Annotated in this window: 20 protein-coding genes; 6 read left to right on the plus strand and 14 right to left on the minus strand. The window is 60.0% G+C overall.

Going from position 1 to position 16,892, the window contains the following annotated elements; genetic code table 11:
• On the minus strand, window positions 1-590 hold a 590-nt coding region (locus RHIBUN_RS0115905; RefSeq protein WP_025660302.1), incomplete at its 3' end, for a flagellin.
• Between the two features lie 350 nt (window positions 591-940).
• Here RHIBUN_RS0115905 and RHIBUN_RS0115915 point away from each other — a divergent pair.
• A complete protein-coding gene (locus tag RHIBUN_RS0115915; RefSeq protein WP_025660303.1) occupies window positions 941-2,866 on the plus strand; it encodes a glycosyltransferase family 41 protein in 1,926 nt (641 codons plus the stop codon).
• 83 nt (window positions 2,867-2,949) lie between these two features.
• On the opposite strand, the gene fliP is transcribed toward RHIBUN_RS0115915, so the two are convergent.
• The 13 genes from fliP to flgF form a co-directional block, all read right to left on the minus strand.
• Window positions 2,950-3,687, minus strand: a complete 738-nt coding sequence (gene fliP / locus RHIBUN_RS0115920; RefSeq protein ID WP_018859682.1) for a flagellar type III secretion system pore protein FliP — start codon at window positions 3,685-3,687, stop codon at window positions 2,950-2,952.
• Window positions 3,684-4,196, minus strand: a complete 513-nt coding sequence (locus tag RHIBUN_RS0115925) for a flagellar basal body-associated FliL family protein (RefSeq protein ID WP_025660304.1) — start codon at window positions 4,194-4,196, stop codon at window positions 3,684-3,686. Before RHIBUN_RS0115925 ends, fliP begins: the two co-directional genes overlap by 4 nt.
• 10 nt (window positions 4,197-4,206) lie before the next feature.
• Window positions 4,207-4,923, minus strand: a complete 717-nt coding sequence (gene flgH, locus RHIBUN_RS0115930; RefSeq protein WP_025660305.1) for a flagellar basal body L-ring protein FlgH — start codon at window positions 4,921-4,923, stop codon at window positions 4,207-4,209.
• Window positions 4,920-5,453, minus strand: a complete 534-nt coding sequence (locus RHIBUN_RS0115935; RefSeq protein WP_025660306.1) for a MotE family protein — start codon at window positions 5,451-5,453, stop codon at window positions 4,920-4,922. The genes flgH and RHIBUN_RS0115935 overlap by 4 nt, the downstream gene beginning before the upstream one ends.
• The gene (locus RHIBUN_RS0115940) at window positions 5,450-6,571 is read right to left on the minus strand and encodes a flagellar basal body P-ring protein FlgI (protein WP_018859686.1); all 1,122 of its coding nucleotides are present in this window, start codon (window positions 6,569-6,571) and stop codon (window positions 5,450-5,452) included. The genes RHIBUN_RS0115935 and RHIBUN_RS0115940 overlap by 4 nt, the downstream gene beginning before the upstream one ends.
• A complete protein-coding gene (flgA, locus tag RHIBUN_RS0115945; protein WP_025660307.1) occupies window positions 6,568-7,053 on the minus strand; it encodes a flagellar basal body P-ring formation chaperone FlgA in 486 nt (161 codons plus the stop codon). The genes RHIBUN_RS0115940 and flgA overlap by 4 nt, the downstream gene beginning before the upstream one ends.
• A 17-nt stretch (window positions 7,054-7,070) precedes the next feature.
• Window positions 7,071-7,859, minus strand: a complete 789-nt coding sequence (gene flgG, locus RHIBUN_RS0115950) for a flagellar basal-body rod protein FlgG (protein WP_018859688.1) — start codon at window positions 7,857-7,859, stop codon at window positions 7,071-7,073.
• Window positions 7,860-7,878: 19 nt separating this feature from the next.
• On the minus strand, window positions 7,879-8,205 hold the full coding sequence (locus RHIBUN_RS0115955; protein WP_018859689.1) for a flagellar hook-basal body complex protein FliE: 327 nt from the start codon (window positions 8,203-8,205) through the stop codon (window positions 7,879-7,881).
• Between the two features lie 2 nt (window positions 8,206-8,207).
• Complete coding sequence (gene flgC / locus RHIBUN_RS0115960; protein ID WP_018116161.1) at window positions 8,208-8,624, minus strand: flagellar basal body rod protein FlgC; 417 nt, start codon at window positions 8,622-8,624, stop codon at window positions 8,208-8,210.
• Window positions 8,625-8,628: 4 nt separating this feature from the next.
• Window positions 8,629-9,021, minus strand: coding sequence for a flagellar basal body rod protein FlgB (gene flgB / locus RHIBUN_RS0115965; protein ID WP_018859690.1), 393 nt, complete (start codon window positions 9,019-9,021; stop codon window positions 8,629-8,631).
• Window positions 9,022-9,193: 172 nt separating this feature from the next.
• Window positions 9,194-9,745, minus strand: coding sequence for a hypothetical protein (locus tag RHIBUN_RS0115970; protein WP_025660308.1), 552 nt, complete (start codon window positions 9,743-9,745; stop codon window positions 9,194-9,196).
• A gap of 11 nt (window positions 9,746-9,756) precedes the next feature.
• Window positions 9,757-11,148 (minus strand): flagellar protein export ATPase FliI, encoded by a 1,392-nt coding sequence (fliI, locus tag RHIBUN_RS0115975; protein ID WP_025660309.1) that lies wholly within the window; start codon window positions 11,146-11,148, stop codon window positions 9,757-9,759.
• 14 nt (window positions 11,149-11,162) lie between these two features.
• Complete coding sequence (gene flgF / locus RHIBUN_RS0115980; RefSeq protein WP_018859693.1) at window positions 11,163-11,897, minus strand: flagellar basal-body rod protein FlgF; 735 nt, start codon at window positions 11,895-11,897, stop codon at window positions 11,163-11,165.
• 250 nt (window positions 11,898-12,147) lie between these two features.
• On the opposite strand from flgF, the gene motA reads away from it, so the two are divergent.
• From motA to flhB, 5 genes are all read left to right on the plus strand, one after another.
• Window positions 12,148-13,020: a flagellar motor stator protein MotA gene (gene motA / locus RHIBUN_RS0115985; protein WP_025660310.1), complete on the plus strand. Its 873-nt coding sequence runs from the start codon at window positions 12,148-12,150 to the stop codon at window positions 13,018-13,020.
• 6 nt (window positions 13,021-13,026) lie between these two features.
• Window positions 13,027-13,965: a FliM/FliN family flagellar motor switch protein gene (locus tag RHIBUN_RS0115990; RefSeq protein ID WP_025660311.1), complete on the plus strand. Its 939-nt coding sequence runs from the start codon at window positions 13,027-13,029 to the stop codon at window positions 13,963-13,965.
• Between the two features lie 62 nt (window positions 13,966-14,027).
• Window positions 14,028-14,609: a flagellar motor switch protein FliN gene (gene fliN / locus RHIBUN_RS0115995; protein WP_018859696.1), complete on the plus strand. Its 582-nt coding sequence runs from the start codon at window positions 14,028-14,030 to the stop codon at window positions 14,607-14,609.
• 29 nt (window positions 14,610-14,638) lie between these two features.
• A complete protein-coding gene (gene fliG / locus RHIBUN_RS0116000; RefSeq protein ID WP_018859697.1) occupies window positions 14,639-15,679 on the plus strand; it encodes a flagellar motor switch protein FliG in 1,041 nt (346 codons plus the stop codon).
• Window positions 15,680-15,808: 129 nt separating this feature from the next.
• Window positions 15,809-16,888, plus strand: a complete 1,080-nt coding sequence (gene flhB / locus RHIBUN_RS0116005) for a flagellar biosynthesis protein FlhB (protein WP_025660312.1) — start codon at window positions 15,809-15,811, stop codon at window positions 16,886-16,888.
• Window positions 16,889-16,892: the final 4 nt, after the last annotated feature.

A 16,892-nucleotide genomic window follows, 5' to 3' on the forward strand; every position in this document is an offset into this window, starting at 1 on the left:
CCGATCGTGAAGCCGTAGACCGACTGGCCGGAGCTTGCGCCGGTCCCACCAAGAATGCCGCCGGTGGTCGTGCCGTTGAACAGGGTGTTGGTCGTGCCGAGCACATAGTCGGTGGTCTTGATCGAGACCGTGCCGCCGGTGCCGCGGACGAAGGAGGAAACGACGNTGACGGTACCGCCGGNGTTGTTGACCCAGTTTTCGCCGTTGAACGAAGCGGATTGGGCAACGCTGTAGAGCTGTGCCTGCANCTGGGTGATTTCGTCCTGAAGCTTGGTCTTGTCGACNCCAGCTTCGCTGGCTGCAACGAGCTTTGCCTTGATCTCGCCGACGANNTCGATGGCGCTGTCGACAGCCGTNTANGCNGTGTCGAGCTTGGCGGCGCCCATGCCGAGGGCGTCGGAAACAGCCGAAAGGGCCTTGTTGTCCGACTTCATCGTCGTGGCGATCGACCAGTAGGCAGCGTTGTCGGCAGCCTTGCCGACGCGCAGGCCAGACGAAACGGCGTTCTGCGTGTTATTCAAGCCCTTGTTGACGTTGCGCAGCGTCTGGAGTGCCGCCATGGCGGAGTTGTTGGTGTTAATGCTTGTCATAAGTCTGTCCCCAAAAACAAAATACAAAAGGAGGACATACCGGACTTCTATACCGGCGATGACGGACCAGCTTCATGCCACTCGGTGCCGTTTCTCTTGAGCAACCAAACCCGTCATGTCGGGAACAATTTTGCAGCCATTCATTGCCAACTCATTAAAACGGCTGATGAAACGGCGTCAGGTCCACGATGTGGTTAACGGTGTCCAAACACCCATAGGCGCCCGACCCAGCGGAACACGTCGGCTTCAAGCAAGCTTGGTGTGAATAGATAGAGCAAAACTAGGCGCAATATGGCCTGCGCGCGTGTGGCCTTGGCGCTCGTCGACAAAATTCCGAATGGGGTGGGCTCTTGACTACCAATATTTCGTTTGCAGCGGCTTCGAAAGACTACCAAAAGGGACAGTATCTCAAGTCGCTTGAAGCGCTGAACCAAATCATCAACACGCAGAAGGATGTAAAAACGTACGTCCTGCTTGCCAAGAACCTGCTGAAACTCGGCTTCAAATCGGAGGCGGCAAGTGCCTATGCGTTGGCGGGCGAACTCGACAGCAACAAGGAGTCGCTTTACACGCGCGAAGCCGCGCTTCTGTATTTTGCTTGCGGCGACGAGGAGCAGGCCCTGCTTTACGCACTTCGTCTCATGTCTCTCGCTAGGTCCGACGTCGACCTTGCCAGCGTGCTTGTTAACATTCATCTGAAGCAGGGCCGAAAAGATCTCGTCAGTCCCTACCGCGACGTCATTTCCAAGAGCAGCAACCCGGACCATGCGCGCCTCGCCGTGCGAATGGTCGGCGACGACATTCTGGATGCGACCAACGAGACGCTTATCCGCAATCTCTTCAAGAAGTTTCCGGAGATCATATCGCTCCGGCTGCTCCTGCTCGTTTTCGCGCGCGAGGTGTGCGATTTCGATTTGGTCGCAAGGGAGTTTCAGTCCGTGCAGCGAATGCTCGAAAAGGGCGACCTGGGCTTCCTGGAACGCGACAACCCTTTCTACAACCTCCATTGGTGTGGCAACGAGGCGCTCAATGCGCGCGCCTCCCACACTCCTTCGCTTCCCCTGAAGGAGGCAGCCGCGCGGCGCAAAGCCGTTCCCCATTCATGGGGAGACAAAATTCGGATCGGTTATCTCTCCTCGGACTTTTGGGTTGGGCATGCGACCATGAAGTTGCTGCGCCGCGTCCTCGAGCTGCATGACCGAGACAAGTTCGAGGTGACGCTCTTCTGCCATACCGCGGAGAAACACCTGGAACATGAGGCCAGCACTGTCGATCGCTCACAGTGGGGCGAAGTATGCATCGTCCGGGACATGACCGATGAAGAAGCCGCACAAGCCATTCGTGAGCGGCAGATCGACATCCTGATTGATCTCAAGGGGCACACACTCGGCGGACGGTCCAGAATACTAAACTATGGCGGGGCGCCAATACAGGCGACATGGCTTGGCTTCCCGGGCACGGTAACGGACATCGATCTTGACTACTCGATCGGCGATCGCTTCGTGCTGCCCGAGGGCAGTGAAGCGCACTATTACGAGAAGTTGGTGCGCATGCCGGACAGCTATCAGCCCAATGATCCCGCCAACCGTCCGAAGCCGAGGCCAACAACACGCGCTGAGGTCGGTTTGCCGGAGGATGCATTCGTCTTTGCCTCGTTCAACGCAAACCGCAAGATCAACGCGGACATACTCGACGTCTGGTGCAACATTCTCAAGCGCACGCCGAACAGCGTACTTTGGCTTATGCTTTCGTCACCGCGTACCGAGGCCAACTTGCGGAACTATATGAACAGGAGGGGGATCGATTCGAAGCGAGTGATCTTCTGCCCCCGCGTATCCTACGAAGAGCACATCGATCGCCAGCAGATGGCGGACCTCGGTATCGACACCTTCCCGGTCAACGGCCACACAACCACTTCCGAACAGCTCTGGGGTGGCCTGCCAGTCCTGACGGTCAAGGGCACCAATTTCGCTTCCCGCGTCACCCAGAGTCTGCTCAACGCAATCGGCTTGCCGGAACTCGTCGCCGCGGACATCAAGGCCTACGAGGACATGGCCGTCGAGCTCGCGAGCAGCCCGGAGCGCATTGCCGACTACAAGCAGCGCATTCGCCAGAACGCCTGCATCATGCCGCTGTTCGATGCGGAACGCTTCACGCTCCACCTCGAGAAGTCCTACGAGGTCATGGTGGAGCGCGCCAAGATGGGACTGGACCCTGACCACATCGACGTTCCGGCCCTGCCGCCGCGCACGGAGCCATTCTTCAGCTTCGACTAGATGGAAGCCCCACACAACAAAAAGCCCGCCGGTGAACGCCAGCGGGCTTTTTGTTGTGTGGAGTGTGAAGCCTCGAAACCTCGTCAGTGGAACGAGCGGACCAGACTTCCGACCAACAGGTTCCAGCCGTCGATGAGCACGAAGAAGAGAATCTTGAATGGCAGCGAGATCGAGGTCGGCGGCAGCATCATCATGCCCATTGCCATGGTGATGGTGGCGACGATCAGATCGATGACCAGGAAAGGAAGGACGACGAGAAAGCCTATCTCGAAGCCGCGGCGGATTTCCGAAATCATGAAAGCCGGAATGAGGACGCGGTAGTCGATCTTCTCGCCGGTCTCGACAGTCTGGCCACGCTCGCGCGCCAGATCCACGAAAAGCGCCAGATCCTTGTCGCGGGTGTTGTTCGCCATGAATCCCCGGAAGGGCTCGGCGATACGCGCCACCGCCTGCTGCTCGTCGAGCTGGTTCGACAGGAGCGGCTGGACGCCGGTCTGCCATGCCTGATCGAACGTGGGCTGCATGACGTAGAAAGTCATGAACAACGCGAGCGACAGGAGGATCATGTTGGAGGGCGTGGAAGACAGGCCCATTCCCGATCGCAGGATCGAGAATGCAATGATGAAGCGCGGGAAGCTCGTCACCATGATCAGGATGCCCGGAGCGACCGAAAGAACGGTCAACAGGCCGAATGTTCTGATGATCCATGCCGCAACCGAACCGTCGACCGGCAAGTTCAAAAGGTTTGATGGGAGCTGCTGCGCATGGGCCAGCTCCGGTGCCGCCATCATGGCAGCGAATAACAATATGAATCGAATCATTCGACGACGAAGGTCCTGAACATGACCTTCGATACGCGCCCTTGCGCGCGAAGGTCAACACGCTCCTGGATGTCATCCTTAAGATATTCGAAGCCTCGCGGTCCCTCGATCTGCTGCAGCGAAACCGTACGGACATAGGCGAGGATGTCCTGATGGACATCCTCGGCGACCTTGACGTCCGGCGGGCCGTTAAAGAGCAGCGCGACTTCCAGGCGAACTAGGCTTTCCGAGGGATAGGCAAGGTTCGTGGTGATGGGCTCGAGTTGAACGATGTTGTTGGCTTCCGTCGAAATGCGAGGCAGGCCCGCCTCGCCTTCCTTCTTCTGCGCGGCCTCGTCCTTGGCTGCCTTGGCCTGTTCCGCCTGCTCGACGCCTTTGATGCTGGGGGCGACCATGTCACCGACCACCCAGCCGCCGCCGGCGCCGAGCAGCGTCAGGACAGCAAGCCCGACGATCGTCATTATTGTGGCCTTTTTCGACTGGCCTCCAGCGGTTTCTGTCTCTGCCATGATGTGTGCCTCAGAGCGGCGAGAAGAGATCGACGGCCTGCTGGCCGCGCGGCGGCTGCTGTACTTCCATCAGGCGGCCACGACCGCCGTAGGAGATGCGCGCTTCAGCAATCTTCTCGTAGGAAATCTGGTTGTCGGAGTTCACGTCCTGCGGGCGCACGATACCGGCAACGTTGAGAATGCGGATCTCCTGGTTGACGCGAACCTCCTGAGAACCGCTGATCACGAGGTTGCCGTTCTCGAGGATACCGGTGACGACGGCGGCGACCATGAGCTTCAGCGTTTCGGACCGGTCGATCTTGCCCTTGCCGTCGGTACTGGTATCCGAACCGTAGGTCACATCGGTCTTCGACTGAGGATTCCAACCCATGACGTTGGCGTTCACATCCCAGTTCAGACCGCTCGAGTTGGTCCGGCTGCGGCTGGTGTCGTTCTCGAATTTCGCCTTGTCGTTGATCTGGATATCGACGGTCAGGATGTCGCCGACATTCAGCGCGCGCGCATCCTTGAAGAGGGCGGCCTGCGAGTCGCTCCAGAGAGAATAGCCCTGCGCGACCTGGCGCGGCTGCTTCGGATAAAGCGCCATCTGCGGCGTCTGGCCATAAGCAAGGCCGCTGCCGATCGGGCTCATGGCTGGGGCGCGACCGATCTCATTGACAGCCTGCGGCGATGCGCAGCCTGCAAGAAGGGCGACGGCGGCGATCGCGACCGGGAAACGCATGTTCATGAGGGGTCCTTCGACGTATTGGGATCGGACGCGCTGGCGATGATATTGGCGATGACCGCGGCCTTCTGCGGATCCATCTCATTGAGGATCAAGCTCGACTGGGTCGCGTTCAGCCGCATGATGACGGCGGCCGCCACTTCGATCTTCACCTCTTGCAGCTGTGATGCGGCTGCGTCCGGCTTCATTTTCTTATAGATATCGGTGAGGCCCGCTTCGGCCTGCTTGAGGAAATCATCACGGCGCTTCAGCCAGTCCTGATATTCCTCTTTGCGCTTGCTCATTTCCGCAATGCGGGAATCGACGTCGGCGCGAAGCTTCTCGAGTTCCTGCTTCTGCAGCAGATAGCGCTGGTCGCGCGCGGGATCGGCAATGTTCGTGCAGAACTGCTTGATCTCCTCCTGCGATGTCATTTCACCCCTCGGCGACGGCTGTTCCTGTGCGAAGGCGCCGGGAATGGACAACGCCACGACGGCTATCGCAGGCAGTGCAAGCCGCTGAAGCAAGTCTGACAAGGCCATATTCTTCATCATTGCAGGACGAGCTCCGCTTGCAGCGCGCCGGCTGATTTGATGCCCTGGAGGATGGCAATGATGCCATCCGGCTTGACGCCGATATTGTTGAGACCCGCCACGAGCGTCCTGAGATCAGGCCCATCCAGCAGAGCCACCTTGCCGCCCGTCTTCTGCGCAGCGATGTCGGTCTGCGGCTGCACGGCGGTCACACCGCGCGAGAACGGCTCTGGCTGAATGATCTGCGGTGTCTCGGTTACCTGGACAGTGAGAGTACCATAGCTGACGGCAACCGGCGACACGCGCACGTCCGCGCCGATGACGATCGTTCCCGTTCGCTCGTTCACCACGACCTTGGCCGGCGTGTCGGTCTCGACGATAAGATTCTCCAGATCGGCCATCAGGCGCGTCAGATCCGCCGTTCTCGGCTTCTGGACGATGACCTCCTGCGCGTCCTTGGCTTCCGCTACCGGGCCGCCGAAGCGAGTGGAAGCATAGCCATTGACGACATCGGCAATGCGGATTGCTGTCGAGAAGTCCGGGTTGCGCAGTTGCAGGACGAGATTGACGGAATCCTTGAAGCGCGAGGGCAGTTCACGTTCGATGATGGCGCCGCCCGGCACCCGTCCAGCGGTCGTCACACCCTCGGTTACCGTCGCGGCCTGGCCCTGGGCGGTGAAACCCGAGACCACGACCGAGCCCTGCGCGACAGCGTAAATCTGGCCGTCGGCGCCCGACAGCGACGTCATGATCAGTGTGCCGCCGCGCAGCGAAGTCGCGTCGCCAAGCGAACTGACGTTCACGTCGATGCGACTGCCGGGACTGGCATAGGGTGGCAGATTTGCTGTCACCATGACAGCTGCGGTGTTCTTCGCGTTGGACTGGGTGCCCTGCGTGGAGATGCCGAGGTTCTGCAGCATGGCGCGCATCGACTGCTCGGTAAACGGGGAAGCGCGGAAACCGTCGCCGGTGCCCTGAAGACCGACGACCAGACCGTAGCCGATCAGCTGGTTGTCGCGTCCGGCCTGCAGGGAGGCAATGTCCTTGATGCGCGAGTTCATCGCCGCAGCGGGCGTGACGGCCAGGACATTCGGAGACAGAAACGCGAGGGCTACGAACAGGCGAAAAAACATCTTCATTTTGCGGCCACGTGTATGGTGCCGTCTGCGAGCACGGTGCCGCTGACAATCACGCCGGAATCCATGTTGCGAACGCGGATGAGCTGCCCCGTCATACCATCCTCGAGCGGCGAGCCGGCCGCCGAGATCGTCATCGCGCCGAGCGTGAAGATAAGACGGGTCGAGGAGCCGCGCGTCACGGTATAGGGCTCTCGCAGCGCCGAGACGGAGATCGTGCGCCCCGGCAGGAGCGTGCGCTTCGAAATCATCCCTTCGACCTGGCGGATCGACTTTGCATAGTCGCCCTTGAGGTTGGGGTTGGTCACTTCCACTTCCTGGAGCTGGGCGCCGGAAACGGTTTCGCCGGGGTAGATGGTCGTCGTCGGAACGACGGCATATCCCATGCCGGCAGCGGCTGCTGCCTGCGGCATGGCAAATGCGGTGATCGCAACGGCGGCGGCTGCCGCCCATCCGAGGATACCTTTGACCCGGCAAAACATCATGTTTCGGCCCTTCCCGATTACTTCAGGTTCTTGCTGACGATGGAGGCCATTTCGTCGGCGGTGGTGATGACCTTGGAGTTCATTTCATAGGCGCGCTGCGCCGATATCAGTTCGGTGATTTCCTTCACCGGGTCGACGTTCGACGATTCGAGGTAGCCCTGCTTCATGTAGCCGAAGCCTTCTTCGTCGGGCGTGCCGACCACGGGATCGCCCGACGCAGGTGTCTGCTGAAAGAGGTTGTCGCCGAGAGGCTGAAGGCCGGCCTCGTTGACGAAGTCGGCGATCTGCAGCTGGCCGAGCACGGTCGGATCGGTGTCGCCCGGCAGCTTCGCCGAAACTTCGCCCGAGCGGCTGATGGTCACTTGCGTCGAACCCTGCGGGATCGTGATATTAGGCGCTACCAGGTAACCGTCGGTGGTGACGATCTGGCCAGTCTCGTTTTTATTGAACGCGCCAGCGCGCGTGTAGAGCGTCGTGCCATCGGGCGCCTGGATCTGGAAGAAGCCGCGACCAATAAGCGCTACGTCTAGGTCGTTGCCGGTCTGCGAAAGCTCGCCCTGGATGTGCAGGTTGCGGACGGCGGCCGTCTGGACGCCGAGACCGATGTTCGCACCTTCAGGTACGATCGCCTGGTTCGCGCGGTTCGAAACGCCCTTGGCGCGCTCGGTCTGATACAACAGGTCCGTGAATTCAGCGCGAGCGCGCTTGAAGCCGGTCGTGTTGATGTTCGCGATGTTGTTGGCGATGACTTCAAGATTGGTCTGCTGGGCATCCATACCCGTCGCAGCAATGGCAAGCGCTCTCATGGCTTCGTCCTCAAATCAATTACATCTGCATGCGGGTAACGTCGAGAAAGGCCGAAACGACCTTGTCGCGAATGGCGATCGCAGTCTGAAGGGTCTGCTGTGCCTGCATGACGGCATCGACGACTTCACGCGTCGTCGCGGTGCCCTTGATGCCGGCAAAGGACATGCTTTCTGCATTCTTGAGGGTATTGACGGCGCCCGTCGCAACATTGGTGAGAACCGCGCCAAAGCCGCCGTCGTTTGCAGCACTTTCTGCCGCCGATGAAGCTGTGGAGCGGTCCTTCTCGATGGCGGCAAGGCCGCGGGTCATCGACAGGGAGCTGACGCTATTGACGTTGTTGATCATGATTATTGGCTCTTCAGAAGGTCGATTGTCGACGAAATCAGGTCGCGGGATTGCTTGATGGTCTGCAGGTTGGCGTCATACGAACGGTTTGCTTCGCGCATGTCGGCCATCTCGACCAGCATGTTGACGTTCGGGAGCTTGACGATGCCCTTCTCGTCCGCAGCCGGATTGGAGGGGTCGAATTCAGTGATGAACTTCGATTCGTCGACGCCGAACTTCTTGACGTTGACGGTCGTGACGCCATTGGCGCGATCGACCGCTTCGCCGAAGGTGATGGTCTTGCGACGATAGGGATCGGCACCGGGCGTGTCGCCGGTCGAGCGTGCGTTGGCGATGTTTTCGGACACGATGCGAAGGCGCGTCGATTGCGCTTCAAGCCCGGATCCCGCGATTTTGAGTGCTGCTGACAAAGGATCCATGATCTTAGCTCTTCACTGTCATCAGCATCAGTCGATTGAACGAGCTTACGAGCGACGTGTTCAGATCGTACTGACGCTTGATTTCACCGGACTTCGTGAGTTCCTCGGCGAGACCGACCGTGTTGCCGGACTCCTGCACGCCGATCTCCTGGTCAAGGGCCGCGTCCTTGACGTCGATGTCGCTTTTCGTGCCGAGATCGTTGCCGGTCAGGTGCGCAGCATTCGTGCGCGCCATAGTAATGTCCGACCGGTCGAGGGTGGCCTGGAAAGGCGTGATGTCTTTGGCGCGATATTTCGGCGTATTCGCGTTCGCGATGTTGCCGGCCACAACCTCCTGACGGATCGTCAGCCATTCGGCCTGCCGCGACGCCAAGTCGAAAAGTTGAATCGGTTGCATGGGAACTCTCCGTTTTTACTGGGGCGAACCTAGGACGGTAATCTTGCGTCAGACTTACGGAGAATGCGGTCCGACATTCCGTGGCTGCCTGGCGCGCACTCCCATAACGGGACGAAGGCTCCGACCGTATCCGGTGGAGCCTTCGACTGATGCGCTTGAGAGCGGTGCACGCTCAATTATGCTGATAGACATCGCCCTTGGAGGTGATGATGACCCATTTGCCATCACGTTCCTCCAGCGTCGCCAACCGGCTTTCGTCCGGCAGAATGGATCCCACCCGAACGACGTACATGCCTGAGGTATCTTCGATCAAGGCACGGCCGTTTGCCACGTGAAGGAGGCGAAAGCCGGATTTACCGGGGAACGGCTGATCCTCGGCCGGCGGACCCTTATCGTCTTCCTTGCCAATGTTGGAGACCGTCGCGGTCGTCAGCGGATCGACGGGGATCTCGGGCTTCTTGTCGTATCGGTTCTTGTTGGCCATCGCGAGGGGCGAAACGCTGAAGACGTTTCGTGCCGGCCAGTCGGGAAGGTCGCGTGTCCGGTCGCCCTGCGCGACATTGATGCCGAACTTGTCCTCGTTAAAGAAGACGTACCACGGAAAGAAGGCGGACGCCGCCGCCAGGGTAAGGCCGGTAATTGTCAGGGCGCGGTCGAGAAAGACGGTTTTGCGCCGCAGAGGCTTCAGCGGGGCGATCTTCTCATCGTCATCGAAATCTGTCACGTCGCGCCTCTCTACCTGCGGATACTCGGCTGGCCGCCGATGCCGGCCGCGGCTTTCAGGGCGCCGGCCAGATCGGCAAAGGCATCCCTCGAATCGCTATCGCCGGGCGACTGTTTCAAAACATCGTAAATAATCGGTACCTGCTTGACCGCCATATCGAGATCAGGATCGGCGCCCGGGCGATAGCCGCCGATCAGGCGCAGGTCGCGTGTTTCCTCGAAGCGGTGGATGAGCGTCTTCAGGCGAGACACCAGCTTCTCCTGATCCGGGGTCCAGGCCTTGCGCGCCAAACGCGAGATCGAGGCCAGCGGATCGATCGGTGGGTAACGCCCTTCCTCCGCCAGACTACGCTGCAGGACGATGTGGCCGTCCAGAATGCCGCGCGTCGAGTCGGCGATCGGGTCGTTGTGGTTGTCACCATCGACGAGGATGGAAATGATCGCGGTGATCGTTCCGGTCCCCTCCGGTCCGGGTCCGGCACGCTCCAGCAGGCGCGGCAGCTCGGTGAAGACCGAGGCGGGATAGCCACGGGCGATCGGCGGTTCACCCGACGCGGTCGCGACCTCGCGGATCGCGTGGGCAAATCGGGTAACGCTGTCGACGATCAAGAGCACGTTGTCGCCCTGATCGCGGAAATGCTCGGCGATGGTGACCGCTGTCAGCGGCGCCATCTTGCGCAGCATCGGGCTCTCGTCACTCGTCGCGACGACGGCGATCGCCTTCTTCATGTTGTCGCCAAGCGTGTCCTCGATGAATTCGCGCACTTCGCGGCCACGTTCACCCACAAGCGCGATGACGACCTTGTCGAAAGCATCCGCACGGGCCAGCATGGACAGCAGCGTCGACTTACCGACGCCCGAGCCTGCGAAAATGCCGAGGCGCTGGCCGAGGCAAAGCGGCGAGAAAATGTCGATAGCGCGAACGCCCGTCTTGAAGCCTGTCTCCACGCGCTTCCGCGTCATGGACGGCGGCGCCGTGTTCGAAATGGAGCGGCGGCCGAGCCCCTCGACAATGGGACCGAGGCCATCGATCGGCTCGCACAGCGCGTTGATGGTGCGCCCGCACCAGCTGTCCGCCGGAGAGATGCGGAATGCACCCTTGCGGATGACCGTATCATGGATGCCGATCGGCTCGCCCGGCTCGATCGGGCAGACATAGGTCAGTTCAGGCTCGACGCGAACCACTTCGCCGAGGTGGATGCCGGTCGGCGATTTGTGGGCGACGAATTCTCCGAGCCGCACATGGCGCGACAGGCCGGTCACGGTGTAATGGCCGGCCGCGATCGTCTGGACGTGACCGCCGGGGGCGACCAGGAATTCGGGGCTCGAATAGCGCGACACGAGCCCCGCGAGATGCGTGAGCTTCGGCGAAAGGTCGGATTCGGTGAGCGGCGTATTGCTCATGCTTCAGGCCCCGTTCAGCGGCTGCCGCCGAGCGTCTTGATCGCCTCGCTGAACGAAGTCTCGCTGTCCTTCGAGAGCGACGTCATACTCTCGAAGGCGCGATTGACTTCGATCAACTGCGTAATTTCGCGCATCGCGTTGACGTTGGAATTTTCGAGATAGCCCTGCCGGACACCGACATTGAAACGATCGGTGACGGCGCGTGGCTGCTCGGTCGTCATGATGCCGCTATTCTCGTAGCGCAGATAGCCCTTGCTGATATCGGCCTCGAAGAGACCCAGCGAACCGACCTGCTTGCCGTCCTGGTAGATCAATCCGTCAGAGCCGACCTTCGGTTCGCCAGCAGCCGTGTTGAGCGTCACCGGCGCACCGCCGGCGTCGAGAACAGGGTAACCTCGAACGGAAACGAGCTCGCCGTTTTCCTTCATCGTGAAGCGGCCATCCTTGGTCAGAACTTTGCCGGCCGGCGTGTCGACCGAGAACCAGGCATCCCCCTTGATCGCGAAGTCGAGCATGTTTCCGGTGTGCTCGAACTCGCCAGTATCGCCGGAGAGATAGTCGTTGCCCTGGGACACATAGGCGATCTTCGCATTGATCTTGTTGCCGGTCTCGCCGAGCATCTCGTCGAATTTCACCTCCGTCCCGCGGAAGCCCGTCGTGTTCACGTTCGCCATGTTGTCGGCGATGGTGGTGAGGCGACGTTCGAGTGCGATCTGCGACGACAAAGAAACATAAAGACCGGATTGCATCCCGATAGGCTCCTGCATTGGCGATGAACGGTACGAAATCCGGGTGTTTGCAGTCGGTTCGACCACGAATTTCGCTGAGGCGGCACCTCAGAAACGGGCACGGATGCCCATTCGTCACCGACAAGCTGACAGCAAATGCTTGCGCGAAGCTGGCATGCAAAAGCTTGATTTGCAGGGACTATCATCAGCCTCACGCAAGCCAGCAGCCCTATCCGTTGAGTTGAAAATAACGATCAGGTTTGGACTGACGATGAATATCATTATCGGATTTGTGATTACCTGCGGCTGTATCGTCGGCAGCTTCATGGCGATGGGTGGCCACGTGGAGGCGCTCTGGCAGCCGTTCGAGCTAGTCATCATCGGCGGCGCCGGCCTGGGCAGCTTCGTCATGGGCAACCCGATGAAGGTGGTGAAGGATTCCGGCAAGGCGCTCGTCGAAGCCTTCAAGCACACGGTGCCGAAGGAACGGAATTATCTCGATACGCTTGGTGTCCTCTACTCCCTGATGCGCGATCTTCGCACGAAGTCTCGCAACGAGATCGAAGCCCATATCGACAACCCGGCCGAATCCTCGATCTTCCAGTCCGCGCCGACGATCCTCAAGAACAAGGAACTGACGGCGTTCATCTGCGACTACGTCCGCTTGATCATCATCGGCAATGCCCGCTCGCATGAGATCGAAGCACTGATGGACGAAGAGATCAACACGATCCTTCACGACAAGATGAAGCCCTATCACGCCATCCAGATCATGGGCGACGCCTTCCCCGCGATCGGTATCGTCGCCGCCGTTCTCGGTGTCATCAAGGCCATGGCGCACATCAACGATTCGCCTGAGGTCCTCGGCCACCTGATCGGCTCGGCGCTCGTCGGCACCTTCCTCGGCATCATCCTGTCCTATTGCGTGTGTTCGCCGATCATTTCCCAGATCAAGATCGTCCGCACCAAGCAGCATCGCCTCTACGTCATCGTCAAGCAGACCCTGCTTGCCTACATGAACGGCTCGGTGCCGCAGGTCGCGCTCGAATACGGCCGCAAGACAATTTCGGCCTACGAGCGTCCTTCGATCGACGCGGTCGAGCAGGAAATGATGAATCCCGGCGGCGAGAACAAGGCGGCGTAAACGGTCATGAACGCTCCCCTCAAGAAACCCCTCATGGGCGAAGCCCTTCTTGCCAAACTCACCGGCAGGCTGGGCGACAAGGCCACCGTCGAGAAGATCTGCAGCGGATTCGGCGAAGTCTACGCCGTCTTTCTGCCCGACATCATCAAGAGCGAGACGAACCTCGACGTCGAAGTGGCCTATCTCGGTTGCGACAGCGGGCACAAGAACGAGCTGGTCGCCAACCTCGGCGACAATACGACGCTCGTCGATGCGACGCTCCGCAACTGGTCACCAAACATTACGCTTGCCTGCGGCAACAGCTTCATCATCACCCTGATGGAACACTTGCTGGGTGCGGCGGCAGACGCCGTCGAGCAGCCGGCGGATCGCCTGCTCTCCGTGATCGAGCTCGAGCTTGCGGTCATGGTCTTCGACAAGTTCGCCAATGTCCTTCGTTCGGCAGTGAACGCGCCTGGCGGCTTCGAGCCAGTGCTTGAGTTTCCGCATGCGTTCGAAACACGGATCAAGCCGGCCGAAGACAAGCCCGACGAGTTCGCGGCCGCGATCAACATGTCGATCACGCTCTCCGGCATCACCTCGGATTTCTCGCTGATCGTTCCCCAGGCTGCCCTGCTGAAGACGACGGTGACGGCTCCGAAGGCCAAGGGCCAGTCGGCTAAATCGACCGAATGGAGTGATCAGCTCAGCGAGCAGGTGCGCCGCTCGCCGGTGACGCTCGACGCAAAGATCCGTCTGCAGGACCTGACGCTGCGGACCATTTCGAAACTTGCGGCTGGCGATGTCATCCCCTTCCACGACCGCGGCGACGTCCGCGTCGAAGTCAGCGCCAACAGCAAGGAATTGTACATCTGCGAGTTTGGACGTTCGGGCGAACATTATACCGTCCGGGTGAAGGATACGATTAATTCGGATGACGAGCTCATCCGCCACTTGATGAATTAGCCCATTTTCCAACCGGGCTGCCACGGCAGCTTGAGGCAAGTTTCAACTGGAATAGTGATTTCATGGCGACGAAGAAAACACCCAAGAACAGCGACCTTTCAATGGAGCTCCCGGGCAACGAGGCCGAGCTTGATCAGGCCATCGATGACCTGCGCGGCGTCCTGAAGACCGACGCGGACGGCGGCCTGCCGGATTTTGCTGGAGAGGCCGACGCCTTTAGCGGCAGCACCGACCTGTCAACCTTTGGCGGCGGTTTCGGAGATGCGGCAGAGCCCGCATTTGGTGGCGACGATTTCGGCGCAACATCCGATTTTGGTGGCTCTGCCAACTTCGGCGACAGCTCGTTTGGTGCGATCGCTTCCGAACCTGCCCCGCTCGGCAGCGCCATGCAGTCGAACCTCGACCTGATCATGGATATCCCGATCGACGTTCAGATCATGCTCGGCAGCAGCCGCATGCAGGTCGCCGGCCTGATGAACCTTAACGAGGGCGCAACCATCGCGCTCGACAAGAAGATCGGTGAGCCGGTCGAAATCATGGTGAACGGCCGCAAGATCGCTCGCGGCGAGATCACCGTTCTGGAAAACGACGACACGCGTTTCGGCGTCAAACTGATAGAAGTTCTGAGTACAAAGAAAGCCTGATCCCGGTGCAGGGACGGAGAGGTTAGACCATGATGGACTTTGACGATTTCGGCGGCGCGCTAGCCGAGAAACCGTTGACCCAGGCTGAAAAGGCGGCGGCCGTTCTCCTCGCCATGGGGAAAGGGGTCGCCGGCAGGCTGTTGAAATATTTCACGCAGGCCGAGCTGCAGACGATCATCGGCTCGGCGCAAACGCTGCGTGCGATCCCGCCGGATGAATTGCTCGGACTTGTCGCCGAATTCGAGGACCTGTTCACCGAGGGTGCAGGCCTCATGGATAATGCCAAGGCGATCGAGAGCATCCTTGAAGAGGGTCTCACGCCCGACGAAGTCGACAGCCTGCTTGGCCGCCGCACCACCTTCCAGGCATACGAGACGTCGATCTGGGATCGCCTCGGCGAAGGCGACCCGGCCTTCATCGGCAAGTTCCTCCTGCGCGAACATCCGCAGACTGTCGCCTATATTCTCTCCATGATGCCCTCCTCATTCGGCGCCAAGGTTCTGATGCAGATTCCGGACGGCCGCCGCGCGGACATCATGAACCGTACCGTCAACCTCAAGGCCGTCAGCCCCAAGGCCGCGCAGATCATCGAAAAGCAGGTGCTAAGCCTGCTGGCAGAGATCGACGCCGAGAAGAATTCGATCGGCTCGACGAAGGTTGCGGAACTGATGAACGAGATGGACAAGCCGCAGGTCGATACCCTGCTCACCTCGCTCGAATCGATCAGCCGCGAATCGGTCAACAAGGTCCGTCCGAAGATCTTCCTCTTCGACGACCTCATGCTCATGCCGCAGCGCAGCCGCGTCATGCTCATGAACGATATCTCGTCCGACATCCTGACCATGGCGTTGCGCGGCTCGTCTGCCGACATGCGCGAGGCCGTCCTCGCATCGATCAGCCCGCGCCAGCGCCGCATGATCGAATCGGATCTGCAGAGCGGCACCGTTGGCATCAATCCGCGCGAAATCGCAATCGCCCGGCGCGCCATCGCCCAGGAAGCGATTCGCCTGGCAAACTCCGGGCAAATCCAGCTCAAGGAGACCGAAGGCGAAGGCTCGGCCGCGGCCTAAGCCGCTGTTGTTGTGTACGAAGCACCTCTTCCCGGCCGCTGCGGTTGATCGCCGCGGCGAAAGGGAGATACCTTCTAGGAAAGGCCGCGCCCTGGCGCGGCCGTTTCTTTTTGATGGAGGGCTTCGGCCTTGGCCGACGACGACAAGGACAGCAAAACAGAAGACCCGACAGCGAAGAAGAAAAGCGACGCTGCCGAGAAAGGCAACGTGCCGTTCTCGCGCGAGGTGCCACTGTTTGCCACCGTGCTTGCCACCTTCGTCTATATCATCTTCTTCCTGCCGAGTGGGCTCAGCAAGGTCGGCGAGGCGCTGAAGGACATTTTCGAGCAGCCCGACCAATGGAAACTCGAAACCGGGCCGGACGCGCTCTCCCTGTTCGTTCACCTCGCCTGGGTTTCGGCGGCCTTCCTCGCGCCCGCCTTCATCCTGTTCATGGCGTTTGGCGTTGCCGCGTCCATCTCGCAGAACCTGCCAACGCCGGTGCTCGAGCGCATACGGCCGCAGTTTTCGCGCATTTCGATCGTCAAGGGATGGTCGCGGCTGTTCAGCCTGCCTGGCCTCATCGAGTTTGGCAAATCGCTGACGAAGATTGTGATCGTCGGCGTCGTCATGTTCTTTGCGCTGAAGAGCGAATACTTCAGCGCGATCGATGCGATGTTCTCCGATCCGCAAACGATCTTCACGCGGATGATGACGTCGATGCAAAAGATCACCATCGTCGTCCTGATCGCCACAGCCGTCGTCGCCATCGCCGACTTCTTCTGGACGCGCTACCACTGGTTCACCGAACTGAAGATGACGCGGCACGAGGTCAAGGAAGAGAACAAGCAGTCGCAGGGTGACCCCTTCGTCAAGAGCCGCCAGCGCTCGCTCATGCGTGACCGTGCCCGCCGCCGCATGATTGCCAATGTCGATCGCGCGACGCTCGTAATCGCCAACCCGACTCACTTTGCCGTCGCCCTGCGCTATGTGCGTGAGGAAAACGACGCGCCTGTCGTCGTCGCCAAGGGGCAAGACCTAATTGCATTGAAAATCAGGGAGATCGCGGAAAAGAATGGGATCCCCGTTTTCGAAGACCCGCCGCTCGCGCGCTCCATGTTTGCGCAAGTCTCGGTCGATAGTGTCATACCGTCTGTATTCTATAAGGCAGTCGCGGAACTCATCCATCGGGTTTACGCGGCGCAAGCCAAGAACAAACGGGTAAGATAGCCGA

It is taken from the genome of Rhizobium sp. IBUN (genome assembly GCF_000510625.1).
GTDB classification, from domain to species: domain Bacteria; phylum Pseudomonadota; class Alphaproteobacteria; order Rhizobiales; family Rhizobiaceae; genus Rhizobium; species Rhizobium altiplani.